This is a genomic window from Streptomyces longisporoflavus (assembly GCF_014649775.1).
Lineage (GTDB): Bacteria > Actinomycetota > Actinomycetes > Streptomycetales > Streptomycetaceae > Streptomyces > Streptomyces longisporoflavus.
In genome coordinates this window covers 177,146-196,205 of the sequence record NZ_BMTR01000006.1, presented here as the reverse complement: position 1 = coordinate 196,205, position 19,060 = coordinate 177,146, and the positions used below count along the sequence as shown (strand labels likewise).

At 71.8% G+C, this 19,060-nt stretch carries 16 protein-coding genes; 12 read left to right on the top strand and 4 right to left on the bottom strand.

Features of this window, described 5'->3' with window-relative positions; translation table 11 throughout:
* Nucleotides 1-15: 15 nt before the first annotated feature.
* Nucleotides 16-780 (bottom strand): glycoside hydrolase family 75 protein, encoded by a 765-nt coding sequence (locus tag IE226_RS14550; protein WP_229870927.1) that lies wholly within the window; start codon nucleotides 778-780, stop codon nucleotides 16-18.
* Nucleotides 781-1,019: 239 nt separating this feature from the next.
* Here IE226_RS14550 and IE226_RS14545 point away from each other — a divergent pair, with 239 nt between their 5' ends.
* Together IE226_RS14545 and IE226_RS14540 are read left to right on the top strand one after the other, a co-directional pair.
* Nucleotides 1,020-2,006 (top strand): fibronectin type III domain-containing protein, encoded by a 987-nt coding sequence (locus tag IE226_RS14545; protein ID WP_190081613.1) that lies wholly within the window; start codon nucleotides 1,020-1,022, stop codon nucleotides 2,004-2,006.
* Between the two features lie 200 nt (nucleotides 2,007-2,206).
* The gene (locus IE226_RS14540; protein ID WP_190081612.1) at nucleotides 2,207-2,716 is read left to right on the top strand and encodes a hypothetical protein; all 510 of its coding nucleotides are present in this window, start codon (nucleotides 2,207-2,209) and stop codon (nucleotides 2,714-2,716) included.
* 153 nt (nucleotides 2,717-2,869) lie between these two features.
* Here IE226_RS14540 and IE226_RS14535 read toward each other — a convergent pair whose 3' ends face one another.
* Both IE226_RS14535 and IE226_RS14530 read right to left on the bottom strand, forming a co-directional pair.
* Nucleotides 2,870-3,409 (bottom strand): PadR family transcriptional regulator, encoded by a 540-nt coding sequence (locus IE226_RS14535; protein ID WP_190081611.1) that lies wholly within the window; start codon nucleotides 3,407-3,409, stop codon nucleotides 2,870-2,872.
* A 41-nt stretch (nucleotides 3,410-3,450) separates the two neighbouring features.
* Nucleotides 3,451-5,472, bottom strand: coding sequence for an NADPH-dependent 2,4-dienoyl-CoA reductase (locus tag IE226_RS14530; RefSeq protein WP_190081610.1), 2,022 nt, complete (start codon nucleotides 5,470-5,472; stop codon nucleotides 3,451-3,453).
* Nucleotides 5,473-5,731: 259 nt separating this feature from the next.
* On the opposite strand from IE226_RS14530, the gene IE226_RS14525 reads away from it, so the two are divergent.
* The 7 genes from IE226_RS14525 (at nucleotide 5,732) to IE226_RS14495 (ending at nucleotide 14,799) form a co-directional block, all read left to right on the top strand.
* Complete coding sequence (locus IE226_RS14525; protein WP_190081609.1) at nucleotides 5,732-7,033, top strand: ABC transporter substrate-binding protein; 1,302 nt, start codon at nucleotides 5,732-5,734, stop codon at nucleotides 7,031-7,033.
* Between the two features lie 35 nt (nucleotides 7,034-7,068).
* Entirely contained in the window at nucleotides 7,069-8,001 is a 933-nt protein-coding gene (locus IE226_RS14520) for a carbohydrate ABC transporter permease (protein ID WP_190081608.1), read from the top strand.
* Nucleotides 8,002-8,033: 32 nt separating this feature from the next.
* Entirely contained in the window at nucleotides 8,034-8,861 is an 828-nt protein-coding gene (locus IE226_RS14515; RefSeq protein WP_190081607.1) for a carbohydrate ABC transporter permease, read from the top strand.
* Nucleotides 8,858-9,907: a LacI family DNA-binding transcriptional regulator gene (locus tag IE226_RS14510; protein WP_229870922.1), complete on the top strand. Its 1,050-nt coding sequence runs from the start codon at nucleotides 8,858-8,860 to the stop codon at nucleotides 9,905-9,907. Before IE226_RS14515 ends, IE226_RS14510 begins: the two co-directional genes overlap by 4 nt.
* A 54-nt stretch (nucleotides 9,908-9,961) precedes the next feature.
* Nucleotides 9,962-11,896: a cellulase family glycosylhydrolase gene (locus tag IE226_RS14505; RefSeq protein ID WP_190081605.1), complete on the top strand. Its 1,935-nt coding sequence runs from the start codon at nucleotides 9,962-9,964 to the stop codon at nucleotides 11,894-11,896.
* The gene (locus tag IE226_RS14500; RefSeq protein WP_190081604.1) at nucleotides 11,893-14,187 is read left to right on the top strand and encodes a glycoside hydrolase family 3 N-terminal domain-containing protein; all 2,295 of its coding nucleotides are present in this window, start codon (nucleotides 11,893-11,895) and stop codon (nucleotides 14,185-14,187) included. The genes IE226_RS14505 and IE226_RS14500 overlap by 4 nt, the downstream gene beginning before the upstream one ends.
* A gap of 81 nt (nucleotides 14,188-14,268) precedes the next feature.
* Nucleotides 14,269-14,799: a methylated-DNA--[protein]-cysteine S-methyltransferase gene (locus IE226_RS14495; protein ID WP_229870919.1), complete on the top strand. Its 531-nt coding sequence runs from the start codon at nucleotides 14,269-14,271 to the stop codon at nucleotides 14,797-14,799.
* On the opposite strand, the gene IE226_RS14490 is transcribed toward IE226_RS14495, so the two are convergent.
* The gene (locus IE226_RS14490; RefSeq protein WP_190081603.1) at nucleotides 14,796-15,566 is read right to left on the bottom strand and encodes an IclR family transcriptional regulator; all 771 of its coding nucleotides are present in this window, start codon (nucleotides 15,564-15,566) and stop codon (nucleotides 14,796-14,798) included. The genes IE226_RS14495 and IE226_RS14490 overlap by 4 nt on opposite strands.
* Before the next feature lie 253 nt (nucleotides 15,567-15,819).
* On the opposite strand from IE226_RS14490, the gene IE226_RS14485 reads away from it, so the two are divergent.
* From IE226_RS14485 to IE226_RS14475, 3 genes are all read left to right on the top strand, one after another.
* The gene (locus IE226_RS14485) at nucleotides 15,820-16,980 is read left to right on the top strand and encodes a mandelate racemase/muconate lactonizing enzyme family protein (RefSeq protein WP_190081602.1); all 1,161 of its coding nucleotides are present in this window, start codon (nucleotides 15,820-15,822) and stop codon (nucleotides 16,978-16,980) included.
* Entirely contained in the window at nucleotides 16,977-17,996 is a 1,020-nt protein-coding gene (locus tag IE226_RS14480) for a zinc-dependent alcohol dehydrogenase (RefSeq protein WP_190081601.1), read from the top strand. The genes IE226_RS14485 and IE226_RS14480 overlap by 4 nt, the downstream gene beginning before the upstream one ends.
* A 92-nt stretch (nucleotides 17,997-18,088) precedes the next feature.
* Nucleotides 18,089-19,057, top strand: a complete 969-nt coding sequence (locus IE226_RS14475) for a hypothetical protein (protein WP_190081600.1) — start codon at nucleotides 18,089-18,091, stop codon at nucleotides 19,055-19,057.
* Nucleotides 19,058-19,060: the final 3 nt, after the last annotated feature.

The following is a 19,060-nucleotide window of genomic DNA, read 5'->3' as shown; positions in this document are numbered from 1 at the left end:
CCTGCGGCCGGAGGGTCAGTTCTGGGTCAGGAACTGCCGGGCCAGCTCATCGCCCCGGGCGACCGCGGCCCGGTGGTCCTCGATGGGCGACGCCTTGGGCCCGTCGAAGACGATGTAGGTGACGCCCGAATCGGTGCCGCCGGTCCCCGGATCGGGTCGGATGCCGAGCGCCTTCGCCGCGGCGTACGACGCCTCGCCGATGAGCTCGGTGGGGCCGGTGTCGCCGACGACGGCGTACAGGACCTTGTCCCCGTGGATCACGGCGGCCACCGAGCCGCCCGTGATGCCGTGCTCGGTGTGGTTCCAGCGACTGCTCGCGCCCGGCACGACGATGTACGGCAGCCACTCCGCGCTCAGCTGGCGGCCGGTCGATTCCTGGAACGCCGTGGTGTTCTGGAAGAGGGGGTCCGTGCGCTTGTTGCAGGCCGGGCTCGGCCGCCCGTCGCAGTCGATGTCCATGTCGGCGGTCCAGTGCACCGCGCCCCGCTTGCCGCAGACGGGGATGGTCTCGGCGGCTCCGTCGTCCGTACGGTACTTGCCGCGCGACACCTGTTCACAGGACGCGGCGGCCTTGGCGAGGAGCGCGGCGGCGGGCACGGTTCCTTCCCCGGGAGCGCGGGACGCACGGGACACCCGGGGCGGGGGCGGTGCGCTCATCGGGACCTGCGCCGAATTGTGGCTCGCTTCGCTCCGCTCCGGAAACGCGGCCGCTGACATGGGGGCGGGGACGAGCAGGGCGGCTCCGGCGGCAAGGGCGAGGGCCGTGTTCCTGGTACGCACGAGAAGGGGCCTTTCCTCGGGGCGGGGCTGACCGCGGCCGGTGGGACGAGCGGAGACCGGCGGCCGGATGTACGTGACCAGACATCCCAGCCTGTTCCGGGTCGTACACCTCCGTCGGCACGGGGGCCCGGGCGGCGCGAACGCGCCCGGTGAGGTGCGCATCCCTTGAGACGCAGCCGCACACCCCTTGATGTGCACCCGACACCTGTGTCAAATAGGTCCGGACCAATGCCGCCCGAATGGAAGGCACGCCCGTGCGACGGACCCCCCACCTGTCCGCCCTCCTGGCCCTCACCGCCGCCCTCGCCGCCTGCACCTGGGGCGGTGAGGCGGACGCGAAGGACGTACAGCCGCCGACCGCCCCGCGGGGCCTCACCGTGCAGGCGGGCAGCGCCACCACCGCCCACGTCATGTGGAACAAGGCCACGGACGACACCGGGGTCACCGGCTACGACGTGTACCGGGGCGCCACCAGGGTCAAGCGGGTGCCGGGCAGCAAGCACATGGTGGACGTCGTCGGTCTGAAGCCGTCCACGGCCCACACCTTCACCGTCCGGGCCCGCGACGCCGAGGGCAACGTGGGGCCCGCGAGCAAGAAGCAGACGGTCAACACGCCCGCCGCGGCCGCCGCCGATCGCGAGCCGCCCTCCCGGCCCGGCTCCCCGCGGGGCGCGGTCGAGGGCAGCCGGGCGGTGACGCTGTCCTGGGGCGCCTCGAAGGACGACGAGGGCGTCGCCTCGTACGAGATCTACCAGGGCACGTCGAAGATCCACAGCGTGGACGGCAGCGAGCGCGAGACCCTCGTCACGGGCCTGCGGCCGGGCACGGCCTACCGCTTCACCGTCAAGGCGCTCGACGCGGCCGACAACGCGTCTCCCCCGAGCCGCACCGTCCGCCTCACCACCGAGGCCGGCCGGGGCGACGGCCGCGCCACGGCACCTGCGGACTTCCGCGCGAAGACCCGCGAAGACGACGGGGCCTACTACATCGTCTTGGCGTGGACTCCGCCGCGTACGGGCGGCGCGGTGGCGGAGTACCAGATCCACCTCGACGGCAAGACCGCCACCTCGCTGGTGTTCGGCGGCACGGCTCCCCGGGACAAGGCCGAGCACGACTTCTACGTGGGCAAGAAACCGGGCGACACGCACCGCGTGAAGCTCCGGGCCAAGCTTCCCGACGGGACGTGGGGCGGCTGGTCAGCCGAACGGACGGTCACCACCGGCTGACGCCCATGAAGGCGCGGCACCGGGCCAGGCCGGCTGCCGCGCCTGTCGGCCGTACGAAGGATTCCGTCACCTGCCCGGTCGCTGTCCGCATGCGGCTCGGGCGGATGGCACGTTGGCTCGTCGTCAGGTAGCACGGGCGCTCCCCGACCCCCGGCGGCGCATGGGATGTACCGCCTCCCGTGCCTCCGGAGGGCAGACTCATGCGCACTACCCAGATATTCGTCCGCTCCGGCCTGACCGTCGCCGCCGCGGCCGCGCTTCCGCTGGCACTGGCCGCCCCCTCGGCGGTCGCCGCCGAGGGAATCTCGGTGTCCGCCAGGGGATCGACGGTCACGGTCACCACGCAGGCCTGCCCGGACGGAGGCAACGCCGCGCTGATGAGCAACGGCCAGGCCAGCTTCGCCCAAGGCAGGCAGGTGCCGCTCTCGGGTGGCAGCGCCTCCTGGCAGAACGTCAGTTCCGGCAAGCACACGGTGGCCGTGGTCTGCGAGGACGGCACGGCGGCGGGTTCGCAGACGGTCACCGTCGGGGCCACGCCGACCACCTCGTCCACGACCGCGCCCGCGCGCGGCGTCCGGGGCGGTCTCGGCGGCGGCAGCGAGGACCGGGGCACGATCACCCTCGTCGGGGGCGGCGCCCTGCTGGTCCTGGCCGTCGGCGGCGGTGGAGCCTGGTACCTGCGTCGCCGCGGCGCGCAGCACCGGCTCTGAGCGGGAGCCGCCGGCCCTGAAGCGGCCCTGACCGGGGCCTCGGAGAAGCGGCTGCCGCCGGCCCCGACTCGCGTCGGCCGGCGGCAGCCGTCGTACGTACGCCGGAGCGTCAGACGTCCGGCATCAGGCATGAAGCGTCTGAAGCGTCCGGGGTCAGGCGTCCGGCCTCCCGAGTTCCTCCAGCGTCCGCTCCAGCCACTGGGTCCAGAACGTCTCCAGGTCGATCCCGGCCCGCAGCACCACATGCCGCAGCCGGTCCTCCACCGTGTCCCTGCCCGGCGGGAAGTCCCGCTTCTCGATCTCCTCGTACTCGGCCAACTGCCGCCGGTGCAGGGTGAGATGGCGGCGCAGGTCCGCCTCGATGCCGTCCGTGCCGACGACCGCCGCCGCCCGCAGGCGCAGCAGCAGGGTGTCCCGCAGCGGCTTGGGGTCCTGGCTCGCGGCCGTCCAGCGGGCCAGTTCGGCGCGGCCCGCGGGCAGGACCTCGTACTCCTTCTTCTGCCCGCGGGTGGCCTGCTGCTGCTCCAGCGCGCGGATGGACCCGTCCCGCTCCAGTTTCCCCAGCTCGCGGTAGATCTGCTGGTGCGTGGCCGACCAGAAGTAGCCGATCGACTTGTCGAACCTGCGGGTCAGCTCGAGGCCAGAGGAAGGCTTTTCGAGCAGTGCGGTGAGGATCGCGTGCGGGAGTGACATGGCGGCCATCCTAAGTACGGCGTCCGGTGCGGACGCCGGGGTCACAGCGCCGCAGCCAGCTCCGTGCCCTGCTTGATGGCGCGCTTGGCGTCCAGCTCGGCGGCCACGTCCGCGCCTCCGATGAGGTGCGCCTTCAGACCGGTGGCGAGCAGCTCCTCGTACAGGTCGCGGCGCGGGTCCTGGCCGGAGCATAGGACGATCGTGTCGACGGGGATGACCGTGGACTCGCCGCCGACGGTGATGTGCAGGCCCGCGTCGTCGATGAGGTCGTAGCTCGCCCCCGCGACCATGGTGACGCCGCGGTGGCGCAGTTCGGTGCGGTGGATCCAGCCCGTGGTCTTACCGAGGCCCTGGCCGACCTTGGACGTCTTGCGCTGGATGAGGTGCACGGAGCGCGGCGGGGCCGGGCGGTCGGGCGCGGTCAGGCCGCCGCGGTCCTTGTAGTCCATGTCGACGCCCCACTGACGGAAGTACGTCGCCGGGTCCAGGCTGGCCTTGTCGCCGCTGTCGGTGAGGTACTCGGCGACGTCGAAACCGATGCCGCCCGCGCCGATGATCGCGACGCGCTCCCCCACGGGCGCGCTGTCGCGCAGCACGTCGAGGTAGCCGACCACGCTGGGGTGGTCGATGCCGGGGATCTCGGGGGTGCGGGGCGTGACTCCGGTGGCGACGACCACCTCGTCGTACGCCGCCTCCGCGAGGCTCTCCGCCGTGGCGCGGGTGTTCAACTGGACCCGCACGCCGCGCAGTTCGAGCTGGGTGCGGTAGTAGCGCAGGGTCTCGTCGAACTCTTCCTTGCCGGGGACCTTGCGGGCGACGTTGAGCTGGCCGCCGATCTCGGACGCCGCGTCGATGAGCGTGACGTCGTGGCCGCGCTCGGCCGCCGACACCGCGAAGGCGAGTCCGGCCGGGCCCGCGCCGACGACCGCGACGCGCTTCTTGGTGCGGGTCGGGGCGAGGACGAGCTCGGTCTCGTGGCAGGCGCGCGGGTTCACCAGGCAGGAGGTGATCTGCAGGTTGAAGGTGTGGTCCAGGCAGGCCTGGTTGCAGCCGATGCAGGTGTTGATGGCGTCGGACTGCTCGGCCCGCGCCTTGGCGACGAAGTCCGGGTCGGCGAGGAGCGGGCGGGCCAGGGAGACCATGTCGGCGGCGCCGTCGGCGAGCAACTGCTCGGCGATCTCGGGGGTGTTGATGCGGTTGGTGGTCACGAGCGGCACGGAGACCTGACCCATGACCTTCTTCGTGACGAAGGTGTACGCGCCGCGCGGCACCGAGGTCGCGATGGTGGGGATGCGTGCCTCGTGCCAGCCGATGCCGGTGTTGATGATCGTGGCGCCCGCGGCCTCGATCTCCTTGGCGAGGTGGACGACCTCTTCGAGGGTGGAGCCGCCGGGGACGAGGTCGAGCATGGAGAGGCGGTAGATGATGATGAAGTCGGCGCCGACGCGCTCGCGTATGCGCCGGACGATCTCGACGGGGAAGCGGATGCGGTTCTCGTAGGAGCCGCCCCAGCGGTCCTCGCGCCGGTTGGTGGGGGCCGCGATGAACTCGTTGATCAAGTAGCCCTCGGAGCCCATGACTTCGACGCCGTCGTAGCCCGCGAGCTTGGCCAGCTCGGCGGCGCGCACGAAGTCCTCGACGGTCTGCTCGACCTCGTCGTCCTCCAGGGCCCGCGGCACGAAGGGGCTGATCGGCGCCTTGATCGCGCTCGGCGCGACGAGGCCCTCGTGGTAGGCGTACCGCCCGAAGTGCAGGATCTGCATGGCGATCTTGCCGCCCGCCGCGTGCACGGCGGCCGTGATGCCCGCGTGCTCCTCCGCCTCCGCCTCGGTGGTCAGCTTGGCGCCGCCGTCCCAGGGGCGGCCGAGCTCGTTGGGGGCGATGCCGCCGGTGACGATGAGGCCGACGCCGCCGCGCGCACGGGTCGCGTAGAACTCCGCCATCCGCTCGAAACCGTTCGGCGCCTCTTCCAGGCCCACGTGCATGGACCCCATCAGGACCCGGTTGGGCAGGGTGGTGAAGCCCAGGTCGAGCGGGCTCAGCAGGTTCGGGTAGCGGCTCATGCGGGCCCTCCATGCGCGGTGTGTCGTCGGAACAGTTCTAGAGGACGCCGACCCCTTGTGCAACTAGTTGCATAAAGACGTGGCGGGCGCCACTGCGGCACGACCGACACCGCGTGACCGTTTTGTCGTATTCGCCGGAAGATTCACCGTGCGCAACAGGGGATTGACCATTCAACGAAGCGCTTCTAGTCTCCTCGCACCCCCGCAGGTATATCGATTAACCCCTGGTTGTCATCGCCCTGGTTGGAGACATCCCGCTGTGCGCTCAACGATGAGTCGGCGCGGCTTCCTCGCCGCAGGTTCAGGCCTGGCCGCCGCCACCGCCCTGCCCGCCCTGCCCGCCCTCGCCGGCTGTTCCACGCTGGCTTCGGCGGATTCCGATCCCGACACGCTCGTGGTGCACAGCCAGCTGGGCACCACCGCACCGGGCTCGCCCACGTATCTGTCCGCCCTGAACACCTTCCGGGACGAGAACCCGGGCCTGAAGGTGAAGAACCTCGTCAACGGCGACGACCTCGCGCAGGTCTACGAGACATCCCGGCTCGCCCGCAAGGAGCCGGACGTCGTCATGGTGAACCTCTACGACAAGACGCTGGCCTGGACCGATGTCGGGGCGACCGTAGACGTCAAGGGCTACATGGACGACTGGGGACTGCGAAAGCGGGTCCTGCCCGTCGCCCTGGACGCCTGGACCGACGGCAAGGGGCGGCTGCGCGCCTTCCCCTACTTCGCCACCAACTGGCCGGTCGCCTACAACACCGCGCTGCTCGAAAGCGCCGGTGTCGACGCGATCCCCACCACCGGCGACCAGCTGATCTCCGCCGCCCGCAAGCTCCGCGCCAAGGGCATCGCACCGGTGACCGTGGGCGGCAACGACTGGACGGGCCAGAAGCTCCTCGCCCAGATCATCCAGACCTTCCTCACGCCCGACGAGGCGCGGAAGGTCTTCACGAGCGGCGACTTCAGCGGCAGCCGGGGCGCCCGCGAGGGCATCGAGTACTTCACCGCCCTGCGCGACGCCGGAGTCTTCGCCGACAAGGCGCAGGGCCTGACGTCCGACACGATGACGACGCAGTTCAACACGGGTGCCGCCGCCATCCAGTCCGCCATGTCGTCGGCGCTCGCCAAGGTCCCGGACAAGATCGCCCGGCACACGGATGTCGGCGGCTGGCCGCTCGCTCCGGGCGCCGCGCACGCCAAGCCGACGATCCTGCGCACCTACACCCTCATCGGCTTCTGGATCAGCCCGAACGGCACGAAGAAGCTGGACTCCGTCGAGAAGTTCCTGCGCTTCATGTACCGCCCGGACACCGTTACGCGCTTCGTCAAGGAGAGCGGCCGGGACATGGCCCTGCGTTCGGACACCCTCAGCACGGACTTCCCGCTGGTCGCCGAGGCGCAGAAGCTCGGCGACGACGTCAGCGAAGCCCTCCTTCCCGATGTCTACGTCCCGCCGGCCGCGACGCAGCCGCTGATCACCGCGACCAGTACGGCGTTCACCCGGGGCACGAGCCCCGCCAGGGTGCGCTCCGTGCTCGAAGCCGCGTACCGCACCGCATGAGCCGCGCCCGAGCACCTTTCCGGGAGTCACCCGAGATGACGACAACGATGTCGACGCCGGGCGGGACCGAGGTCCGCCCCGCACCCGCCAAGTCCCCGGTCCGGGGGCGCCGCCAGGAAGGCGGCACGATCCTCGCCGTCCCCGCCCTGGTCTGGTATCTGGTCTTCATGGTCGGCCCGATGATCGCGATCTTCGTGATCGCGGCCCTGCACTGGCCGGGCATGCTGCAGCCCGTCACCTTCGCCGGGTGGGACAACGTCCGTACGGTCTTCGACGACCCGGTGTTCTGGGACGCCGTGCGCAATACGGCGGTCCAGCTCGCCGTCGCCCTGCCGATCATGATCGTGTGCGCGTACATGCTGGGCTACTACGTCGCGCAGAAGCCGCCGGGCCACCGTGTCCTGCGCTACCTCCTCTTCATCCCCGGCCTGATCTCCACCCCGGCCAAGGCGATGGTGTTCTACGCGGCGCTCTCCCCCGACGGCCTGGTCAACGGCGCGCTGAAGTCGGTGGGACTGGGCTCGGTGACCGACGCCTGGCTGGCCTCTCCCTCGACGGCACTCGCCTGTCTGATCGTGCTCGACGTCTGGGGCGGCATCGGCTTCACCGCCGTCCTGTTCGCGGCCCGGCTCGGCAGTGTGCCCGAGGAGATCGGCGAGGCGGCGCAGCTGGACGGCGCCGGGCACTGGCGGACGATGTGGCGCGTGCACTTCCCGGTCATCCGCGACTACGTGGGCGTGGTGACGATGCTCCAGTTCCTCTGGACGTTCTTCGGATCGGCCCAGCACGTCCTGCTCCTCACGCAGGGCGGTCCGGGCAGTTCGTCGACGACGCTGTCGTTCCTCGTCTACCAGAAGGCGTTCATCGCGGCCGACCTCGGCTACAGCCAGACCGTCGGCGTGATTCTCTTCCTGGTCGGCCTCGTCGGTCTGCTCACCATCCGCCGCACGTTCCGCCAGAACTACTGACGCCGCCAGAGACCCGATCGGAGCCGGTCACCATGAAACACGGAAAGTCCTGGCTGCCCGCGCACATCCTGGCGTGGGCGTACGCGGCGCTGCTCCTCGTGCCCCTCTACTATCTGCTGGCCTCCGCCTTCAAGACGAACGAGGAGATCTTCGCCAGCCCCTTCTCCCTGCCCACCTCCCTGTCGTTCGGCAACTTCGGCACGGCCTTCGAGAGCGCCGATCTGGGGCTCGCGGTCGTCAACTCGGCGCTCGTGACGGCCTTCTCGCTCGCGCTGACCCTGGCGCTCGCGATTCCGGCGGCGTTCGCCGTCGCCCGCTCGACGGGCCGGCTCGGCGCCTTCGTGGAGAAGGTCTTCTCGCTCGGCTTCCTCATCCCGACGTTCGCCGCGCTCTTCCCCACGTTCCTGCTCGCGGCGGCGACCGGCCTGTTCCACACGCGCATGTTCATGGTGCTCTTCCTGCCCGCCACCGCGATGCCGCTGTCCGTGGTCATCCTGGTGCAGTTCATGCGGACCATCCCCAAGGAGATGGAGGAGGCGGCGCGCATCGACGGCGCCTCCACGTTCGGGGTCCTGCGGCACGTCTATACGCCGATGTGCATGCCCGGCATCGCGACGGTGCTGCTCCTGAACTTCCTGACGTTCTGGAACGAGTACCTGTACTCGCTCGTCATCATCGGCCCCGACCCCTCGCAGCGCACCGTGCAGGTAGCCCTGCCCACCCTCAAGTCCCTGACGGGGACGGATTACGGGGTCCTGACCGCCGGTACGGTACTGACTCTCGTACCGGTATGGGCCGTCTACACGGTGCTGCAGAAGCGGATGCAGCAGGCCCTCGTCAGTGGGGCGGTGAAGATGTGAACACTCCGGAAGCATCCCGCAGGGACAGCGGCGCACGTCCGACGATCAAGGCGGTCGCCGCGGCGGCCGGGGTCTCCACGGCCGCCGTCTCGCAGGCGTTCAACGCCAAGGGCCGCATCTCCGAGGCCACCCGGCGCCGCATCCTGGACGCCGCCGCCGAGCTCGGCTGGTCGCCGAGTGCCACGGCGACGGCGCTGCGCAGCGCCCGTACCCGCACGCTGGCCCTCGTGGTGCGCCGCCCCACGGACGTGCTCGGCGCGGACCCGCACTTCACCGAGCTGATCACCGGCCTGGAGGGCGAACTCGCCCCGCGCGGTTACGGCTTGCTGCTCCATCTGGTCGCGGACGTGGCCGAGGAGAGCGCGCTGTACGAACGTCTCGCCGCCGAGGGCCGCGTCGACGGCGCCGTCCTGACCGACGCCCGCGCCGACGACCCGCGCCCGCCGCTGCTGCGCGGCCTCGGCCTGCCCGCCGTACTGCTCGGCGCACCGCATCCCGACGCGCCCGTGCCGACCGTGGGCCTGGGCAACCAGGGCGCCGGCATACACGAAGCCGTCGACCACCTCGTGGAGCTCGGCCACCGGCGCATCGCCTATGTGTCGGGGCCCGGCGAACTGCTGCACACGGGGCTGCGCCGCGCGGTCTTCGAGGAAACCCTGCTGCTCAAGGGGCTCGCCCCGGCCGCCGTCCTGAGCACCGACTTCTCCGAGGCCGCGGCGGTCGCCGCGACCGAGGAGCTGCTCGGCATGGCGCAGCGCCCCACCGCCGTCATGTACGCCAATGACTCCATGGCGGTGTGCGGCATCGGCGCCGCCCAGCGCGCCGGACTGCGTGTCCCCGGCGATCTGTCCGTCGTGGGCTACGACAACCTCCCGATCGGCCACTGGCTGCACCCGCGTCTGACCACCGTCGACCAGCAGGTGCAGCGGGTCGGTGCGGCCGCCGCGCGTGCGCTCCTCGCGCAGTGCGGCGAGAAGGTGCCGCCCGTCGCGCTCGACGAACGGCCACGGCTCGTGGTCCGCGAGTCGACGGGGCCCGCCCGCTGACCTCCGCTTCTGATGAACCCCCGCACCCCCGTACGGAAAGACCTGAGTACCACCATGCGACGCCACAGCGCCCAGCTCACCCATGATTCCGCCGTCCTGCCCTGGATCGGCGCCAACTTCTGGTCACGTACCGGCGGTCCGCTGATGTGGCGGAACTACGACCCGAAGACGGTCCGCGAGGAACTGTCCGTGCTGCGCGAGCACGGCATGACGATGACCCGCTCGTTCTTCTACTGGCCGGACTTCCACCCCGAGCCGCACCGCGTCGACGAGGAGTTGTGCGCGCGTTTCCGCGACTTCCTCGACGCGCACACCGAGTTCGGGATGGGCACGGTGCCCACCTTCATCGTCGGGCACATGTCCGGCGAGAACTGGGACCCGGCGTGGCGCGGGGGCCGCGACCTGTACGAGGACGTGTGGCTTGTCGGCCGCCAGTCGTGGTTCGTGTCGCAGATGACGCGCCGCTTCAAGGACCACGCGGCGGTGACGGGGTGGCTCATCACCAACGAGATGCCGGGTTACGGGCGCGTCTACCAGGTGGACCCGCCCTCCAGCGACGTGGTCACCGCCTGGGCGCAGTTCATGTGCGACGCGGTGCGCGCGGCGGGCGGCACCCAGCCGGTGTCCCTGGGCGACGGCGCGTGGGGCATCGAGGTGACCGGCCGCGACAACGGCTTCTCGCTGCGGGACACGGCCGAGTACGTCGACTTCGTGGGCCCGCACGTGTACCGCTCCGACACGGATCGCGTACGTCAGCACTACCGGGCGGCGTTCGAGTGCGAGCTTGCCGGAGTCACCGGACAGCCGGTGATCCTGGAGGAGTTCGGGCTCTCGACGGACACCGTGTCGGCCGAGAACGCGGGCATCTACTACCGCCAGACGCTGCACAACTCCCTGCTGGGCGGCGCGACCGGCTGGATGGCGTGGAACAACACCGACTACGACGACCTGTGGGACCAGTCGCCCTACGACCACCACCCCTTCGAGATGCACTTCGGCATCACGGACAGCACCGGCGCCCCGAAGACGCCGCTCGTCGAGATAGCCGCGTTCGCCGGGATCCTGGAGCAGGTGGACTTCGCGCGCTGCCGCCGCACGGACGCGGACGCGGCGCTCGTCGTGCCCGCGTTCCTGGAGCGCGGCTACCCCTACAGCCGCCCCGCCGACCGCCCGCTGATCTTCACCTCCCTGCACCAGGGGTACGTCGCCGCACGCGGGGCCGATCTCCCGGTGGCGCTCACGCGGGAGGCGGACGGGCTTCCGGGGGACGCGGCGCTGTATCTCCTGCCGTCCACCCGGCAGTTCACGACCCGGACGCGGCGGGATCTGGAGCGGCGGGCCCGCGAAGGCGCCACCGTGTACCTGTCGTTCTGCTCCGGCGAGCACCCCGGCACGCGCGGCCCGTGGTTCGACGGCCTCGACGGGCTCTTCGGCGTCGAGCTCCAGCTCTCCTACGGTGTGGCCGAGCCCATCGAGGACGACGTCCTGGAGATGACCTTCACCGAGGAGTTCGGCTCCATCCCCGCGGGCGAGACCCTGCGCTTCCCCGTCGCGGGCAACGAGGACAGCCGCGCCTATCTGCCGGTCGTCCCGGCAGGGGCGCGCGTCGTGGCCGAGGACGCGCACGGCCGCCCGGCGCTCCTGGTCCACGAGACGGGGCGCGGCCGTACGGTCCTTGCCACTTACCCCCTGGAGCACATGGCCGCGCGCACGACCCGCGTCAACCCGGAGCAGACCCACCGTCTGTACGCGGCGCTCGCGCGGCTCGCGGGCGTGCGGCGGCCGGTGACGGTCGACAGCCCCTACGTCTCGGCGGACGTCCTCGTGCACGAGGACGGGCGGCGGTTCGTGTGGCTGGTCAGCCAGTCGGACCAGGAGCTCGCGGTGCGCCCGGCGGTGGACGGTTCGCTGCACGACCTCGACACGCGTGAGGCGGTGGCGGAGGTACGGCTCGTCCCGTTCGGCGTGTGCGTCCTCGAAGTGCGATGAGCGCGCCGCTGTACCGCGAGGCGGGCGCTCCGGTCGCCGACCGGGTGCGCGACCTGCTCTCGCGGATGACGCTCACCGAGAAGGCGGGCCAGGTCAACCAGCGCATGTACGGCTGGGACGCCTACGAGCGGACGCCCGATCCACACGGCGGCCACCGCCTGACGGACGCCTTTCGCGCCGAGGTCGCCGCGTTCGACGGGATGGGCGCGCTGTACGGCCTCCAGCGCGCCGATCCGTGGTCGGGCGTGACGTTCGCGGACGGCATCACCGCCGCGGACGCGGCGCGCGTCTCCAACGCGGTGCAGCGCTACGTCATGTCGAGCACCCGGCTCGGCATTCCGGTCCTGCTCGTCGAGGAGGTGCCGCACGGCCATCAGGCTCTGGACGGCACGGTCCTGCCGGTGAATCTCGCGGTCGGCGCGACGTGGGACCCGGAGCTGTACGAGGCCGCCGCCGCGGGCGCCGCCGCCGAGCTGCGGGCCCGCGGCGGCCATGTCGCCCTCGTCTCCGCCCTCGACCTGGTGCGGGATCCGCGCTGGGGGCGCGCGGAGGAGTGCTTCGGCGAGGACCCGTATCTCGCGGCGCGCTTCACGCGGGCGCTGGTGCGGGGCATGCAGGGCGACGGCGCCGGCTTCGCCCCGGACCGGGCTGCGGTCGTGCTCAAGCACTTCGCCGGGCAGGGCGCGACGGTCGGCGGCCGCAACAGCGCGGCGACGGAGCTCGGCCCGCGCGAGCTCCACGAGGTTCATCTGGTGGCGGCGTGGGCGGGTGTCCGGGCCGGGGCGGCGGGCGTCATGGCCGCGTACAACGAGTACGACGGCCTGCCGTGCGCGGCCGGCCGTGAGCTCCTCACCGGCCTGCTGCGCGGGCGCTGGGGGTTCGAGGGCCTGGTCATGGCCGACGGGTGCGCCCTGGACCGTCTCGTGCGCCTCACCGGTGACCCGGTGGCGGCGGGCGCCCTCGCCCTGGACGCGGGCACGGACCTGAGTCTGTGGGACGCCTGTTTCCCGCGGATCGCCGAGGCGGTCGAGCAGGGTCTGGTCTCCGAGCAGACCCTGGACGCGGCGGTCGCCCGCGTCCTCACGCTGAAGTTCCGCCTGGGCCTCTTCGAGCGGCCGTACGTGGACGAGGAGCCCGAACGCGCGCCCGCCCTCGGGGAGTTGAGCGAGCGTCTGGCCCGCGAGTCCGTCGTGCTCCTGAGCCATGACGGGACCGCGCTCCCCATGGCCGCCGCGTCCCGCGTCGCCGTCATCGGCCCGGGCGCCGACTCGCTCCCCCGGCAGCTCGGCGACTACACCGCGCCGCAGCGCCCCGGCACCGGTCTGACCGTCCTCGACGGCATCAGGGCCGTGGCGCCGCCGGGCAGCGAGGTCACGTACGCGCGGGGCTGCGAGCTGGTCGGCGGCGATCGCGGCGGCATCCCGGAGGCGGTGGCGCTGGCCGCCGCCGCCGACACCGCCGTCCTCGTCCTCGGCGGGTCCAGCGCGCGGGAGTCCGGCACGCGCTTCGACAGCAACGGGGCCGCCGTCGTGGCGTCCGGCGCTCCGGTGGACATGACGTGCGGCGAGGGCGTCGACCTCGCCGAACTGAGCCTGCCGGAAGGGCAGTCGGCGCTCCTGGATGCCGTGGCCGCCACCGGCACGCCCGTCGTCGTGGTCCTGGTGCAGGGGCGGCCGCATGCCGTGCCGGAGCTGTCCGGGCGAGCCGGTGCCGTGCTCTCGGCGTGGTATCCGGGGCCGTGGGGCGGGCGGGCCGTCGCCGACGTGCTCTTCGGGCGCGCGGAACCCGTGGGGCGCCTGCCCGTCTCCGTGCCGCGCTCGGCCGCCCAGCTGCCGGTGTTCTACAACGCCAAGGATCACGGCTACCGGGGCTACGTGGACCAGCCGGCCACCGCGCTGTACGCCTTCGGGCACGGCCTGTCGTACACGACCGTCGCGTACGGGGAGCCGCGGCTCTCGCGCACCCGGGTCCCGGTCAGCGATCCGGGGCTCACCTGCACGGTCGCCGTCACGAATACGGGGGCGCGTCCCGTGCGGGAGACCGTGCAGCTCTACGTGCGCCGGGTCTCGGGCTCCAGTTCCTGGCCGCGCGTCCGTGAGCTGCGCGGCTTCGCCAGGGTCGACCTGGCCCCCGGCGAGGAGGCCGAGGTCGCCTTCGTCGTCGAGGCGGATACCCTGGCCTCGCTGGACCGCGCCCTGGAGTACGTCGTGGAGCCCGGCGAGGTCCTCCTGGAGACCGGGCCCTCGTCCGACCGCACGAGCGGCACCCTCCTGACCCTGACGCCCTCATGAGCGCCATGTCCGAATCCCGCCAGCTGCGCGCGTCCGCAGCCCGCAGACTCATGGGTGTCACCGGGACGTGAGGAGCATCTGATGAGCAAGGTCATGACGAAGGCCGTCTACACGACCGTCGACGGCCCGCTGGGCGAGCTGTTGCTGGTGGGCGAGGAGTCGCCCACCGCGAACGGCGGTACCGCGCTTGCCTCGCTGTCCCTGCCCGGACAGAAGGGCGGCGTCGTCGTCCAGGATGGGTGGGTGCGCGACGACGAGGCCTTCGCCGTGATCGCCGGGCAGCTGCGCGCCTACTTCGCGGGGACGCTCACAAGCTTCGACGTCGAGTACGCGAGCGGTGTCGGCACCGACTTCCAGCGGCGGGTCTGGCAGGCCCTCGACTCCCTCCCGTACGGCACGACCACCTCGTACGGGAAGCTCGCCGAGCGGCTCGGCATCCCGCGCGCCGCGGTCCGCGCCCTGGGCACGGCGATCGGGCGCAACCCGCTGCTCGTCGTGCGCCCCTGCCACCGGGTCATCGCCGCCGACGGCTCGCTCGCGGGGTACGCGGGCGGCCTGGAGGCCAAGCGGCGGCTCCTGGACCTGGAGTCCGGGAGCCGGTCGGGGAACTAGCGCCCGCCGCGGTGGCCCAGGCGCTCGGAGAGGTCACCCGCGCCCTTGGCGGCCAGCTCGGCCAGTTCGTCCTCGCGCTGCTCGCTCCAGCGGATCATCGGCACGGAGATCGAGAGCGCCGCGACGACCTGGCCCGCGCTGTCGCGGACCGGGGCGGCCACGCAGCTCACGTCGGGGTTCGACTCGCGGTGTTCGGCCGCGACACCGCGCTCCCGGATGCCGGCGAGCGCCGCGAGCAGCGCGTCCGGCTCCGTGATGCTGTTCTGGGTCATCGCCACGAGCTCGTGTCCCGCCAGGCGGCTCTCGAGCTCGGCCGGGGGCAGTGAGGCGAGCAGCATCTTGCCGACCGACGTGCAGTGGGCGGGCAGTTTGCGGCCCGCGGCGGAGACCATGCGCACCGCGTGCGTGGAGTCCACCTTGGCGATGTAGATGACGTCCGTGCCTTCGAGGACCGCCACGTGGACCGTCTCGTCGCAGGTCTCGGCGACCTCGCGGGCCACCTGCTGTCCCTCGGCGGCCAGATCGAGCTGCTCGGCGTACCGGCTGCCGAGCTGGTAGGCGCGTACACCGAGGCGGTAGCGGCCCGTCTGGTCCGGGATCTGGACAAGGTACGACCGGGCGGCGAGTGTGGTGAGCAGTTCGTGCACGGTGGTGCGCGGCAGCTGGAGCCGTCGGGTCACCTCGGGGGCGGACAGCGTTCCGTCGCCCTCCAGGAAAAGCTCCAGTATGTCCAGCGCCCTGGTCACCGCAGGAACCAGTCGTCCCATGGTCGGCCTCCCACCCCGTGCGTCCGAAACCGCCTCTACGCAAGACCCGCAGAGCGTCCGAAACTTCGGTCAACGATCGATATGACGAACACAGGCTAGCCACAGCCACGTTCGACGCGCAACGGCCCAGGGGTCGGCCACGGGCCCAAGACCGTTTTGCGCAACCCATTGACACCCTGCCGCCTGCATGAATACGGTCACGCCAACATTTCGAACGTGTGACGAAATACCGAACAATCAAGGGGCAACTGCCTTGCGTATTACGGGAATCAGCACGCACGTGGTGGGAACGCCGTGGCGCAATCTCACCTACGTCCAGGTCCACACCGACGAAGGCCTCACCGGCGTCGGCGAGACCCGCATGCTCGGCCACACCGATGCTCTGCTCGGCTACCTCGGCGAGGCGGCGGCCAACCACATCGTGGGGTCCGATCCGTTCGCGGTCGAGGACCTCGTGCGCAGGATGAAGTACGGCGACTACGGCCGCGCCGGCGAGATCGTCATGTCGGGCATCGCCTGCGTGGAGATGGCCTGCTGGGACATCAAGGGCAAGGCCCTCGGCGTGCCGGTCTGGCAGCTGCTCGGCGGGAAGGTGACCGACAAGGTCAAGGCGTACGCGAACGGCTGGTACACCACCGAGCGCACTCCCGAGGCGTACCACAAGGCCGCCCTGGCCGTCGTCGAGCGGGGCTACCGCGCCCTGAAGATCGACCCGTTCGGGACCGGGCACTTCGAGCTCGACCAGGCGGGCACGAACTACGCGGTCTCGCTGATCGAGGCGGTGCGGGACGCGATCGGTCCGGACGCCGAGCTGATGCTGGAGATGCACGGCCGCTTCAGCCCCTCCACCGCGGTGCGTCTGGCCCGGGAGATGGCGCCGTTCAGGCCCGCCTGGCTGGAGGAGCCGGTGCCGCCGGAGAACCTCAAGGCCCTGGAGAAGGTCGCCGCCAAGGTGGACATGCCGATCGCCACCGGTGAGCGCATCCACGACCGGATCGAGTTCCGCGAGCTCTTCGAGTCCCAGGCCGCCGACATCATCCAGCCGGACCTCGGCCACATCGGCGGCATCCTGGAGACCCGCAAGCTGGCCGCGACCGCCGAGACGCACTACACGCTGATCGCGCCGCACAACGTCGGCGGCTCGGTGCTCACCGCGGCCTCGCTGCAACTGGCCGCCTGCACGCCCAACTTCAAGATCCTGGAACACTTCAACGACTTCGCGGACGCGGAGATCAAGAAGGTGGTCAAGGGCGCGCCCAAGGTGGTCGACGGCTACTTCGAGGTGTCGCACGAGCCGGGTCTCGGCGTCGAGCTCGACACGGACGCGGCGGCCGAGTTCCCGCAGCAGCAGGCCCGGTTCGACCTGTGGGCCGAGGGCTGGGAGAAGCGCGCCCCCAAGGCAGCCGCGAAGTGAGCACCGAATCCCGCGCGATCGTCGTCGACCGGCCGGGCTCGCACCGGCTCACGGTCGGCGCGCGGCCTGAGCCGGGACCCGGTGAGGTCCTGGTCAAGGTGGCCGCGGCCGGGATCTGCATGAGCGACCGCGAGGTGTACGACGGTCACCGGGACGCCGCCTACGTGCGCTATCCCGTGATCCCCGGGCACGAGTGGTCCGGCACCGTCGAGGCCACCGGCGAGGGCGTCGACCCGGCGCTCACCGGGAGGAAGACCGTAGCCGAGGGATTCCGCGCCTGCGGCACCTGCGAGCGCTGCCGGTGCGGCGAGACGAGCCTGTGCGGCGGCGGATACGCGGAGACCGGGTTCACCGAGCCCGGCGCCTTCGCCGACCACGTGGTCGTCCCCGCCCGGCTCCTGCATCCGCTGCACCCGGACGCGGACCTCGCCGCGGCCGCTCTCCTCGAACCCGCCGCGGTGATCGCCGGCGCGGTGCGGACGGGGCGGCCGAGCCCCGGCGAGCGGATCGCGGTGGTCGGCGCGGGCACCCTGGGGATGCTCGCGGTGCAGCTCCTCGCCGCGTCGTCACCCGGCGAACTCGTCGTGATCGACCCGCGGGCCGAGCGCGGCAGGCAGGCGCTCGACTTCGGCGCGAGCGAGAGCCTGACGCCCGGCGAAGCGGAGGCGTACCACGGCCGCTTCGACCTGGTCGTGGAGACCGCGGGGGCGCCGAGCACGGCCGCCTCCTCGTGCCTGCTCGCGCGCAGGGGCGGCCGGGTGGTGCTCACCGGCATGTTCACGCCCGGCGCCGTCGGCATCGATCCGGTGCATCTCTCGCTGAGCCAGCTGGAGGTGCGCAGCGTCTTCGGCGCGCCGTCCTCCGCCTGGTCGGACGCGGTCCGCGCGTTCGGGCTCGGACTGCTCGACCCGGCCCCGCTCATCACGCACGAGTTCCCGCTGGAGCAGTTCGGCGAGGCCGTCGCGCTGGTCGGCGGCGGCGACCCGAAGACCGGGAAGGTGCTCCTGCGCCCCTGAGGTGCCGCGAGGTACCTCGCCACGTATGCCGACCGAACCGACCAACGTACGAAATATCGAACACAGCAGCATTCACTGCCTATGGGAGTCCCGTGACCAGCCCGTCAGCACCCCGCCGCCCCGGCGTCGACGCCCTCGCCCGCATCGGGCACCCCGTACCCGCCGTCGATCCGGCCGACGCGTCCCCGCACGCGTTCCCCGACGGCGGCACCTGGCGCACCGAGATCCCCTCCGTGGAGGGGCCCGAGGCGCTCGCCGTCGTCCTCAAGGAGAGCTCGCGCCGCGATGTGCCGATCCACCGGATCAGCCAGGGCAGCGGCATCTGGATGCTCACCGACGTCGAGATCACCGAGATGGTGGAGGCCTGCGCCGAACGGGACATCGAGCTCTGCCTGTTCACGGGACCGCGCGGCACCTGGGACATCGGGGCCGCCACCCGCACCGACTCCGGCGGCGCGGGGCTTCGCTCGCGCGGCCACGACGCGCTCGCCGGCTGCGTCGAGGACGCCGTGCGCGCCACGGAGCTCGGCGTGAAGTGCCTGCTCGTCGCCGACGAGGGCGTGCTGTGGACCCTGCACCGGATGCGGGTGGCCGGGGTGCTCCCCGCCGACACCACGTTCAAGGTCTCGGCTCTGATCGGCCCGGTCAACCCGGCCTCGTACGCGGTCTACGAGCGGCTCGGCGCCGACTCCCTCAACATCCCCTCCGACCTCACGACGGCCCACCTCACGGAGATCCGCCGGGCCAGCCGCGCCCCGATGGACCTGTACGTCGAGGCGCCCGACGACCTCGGCGGCTACATCCGGACGTACGAGGCGGCCGAGCTGATCCGGCGCGGCGCCCCGCTCTACCTCAAGTTCGGCCTGAGCAGGTCTCCCGGCATCTACCCCTACGGTGCCCACCTGCGCGACCACACCCTGACCACCGCCCGCGAGCGGGTCCGTCGCGGACGCCTCGCCCTCGATCTGCTCGCCCGGCACGGCGCTGACGGCGGGATGTCGCCGCTCGGCGCACGCCTGCCCGGCGAGCTCCAGCGCTTCCCCGTCCCGGAAGGGGACTGACCC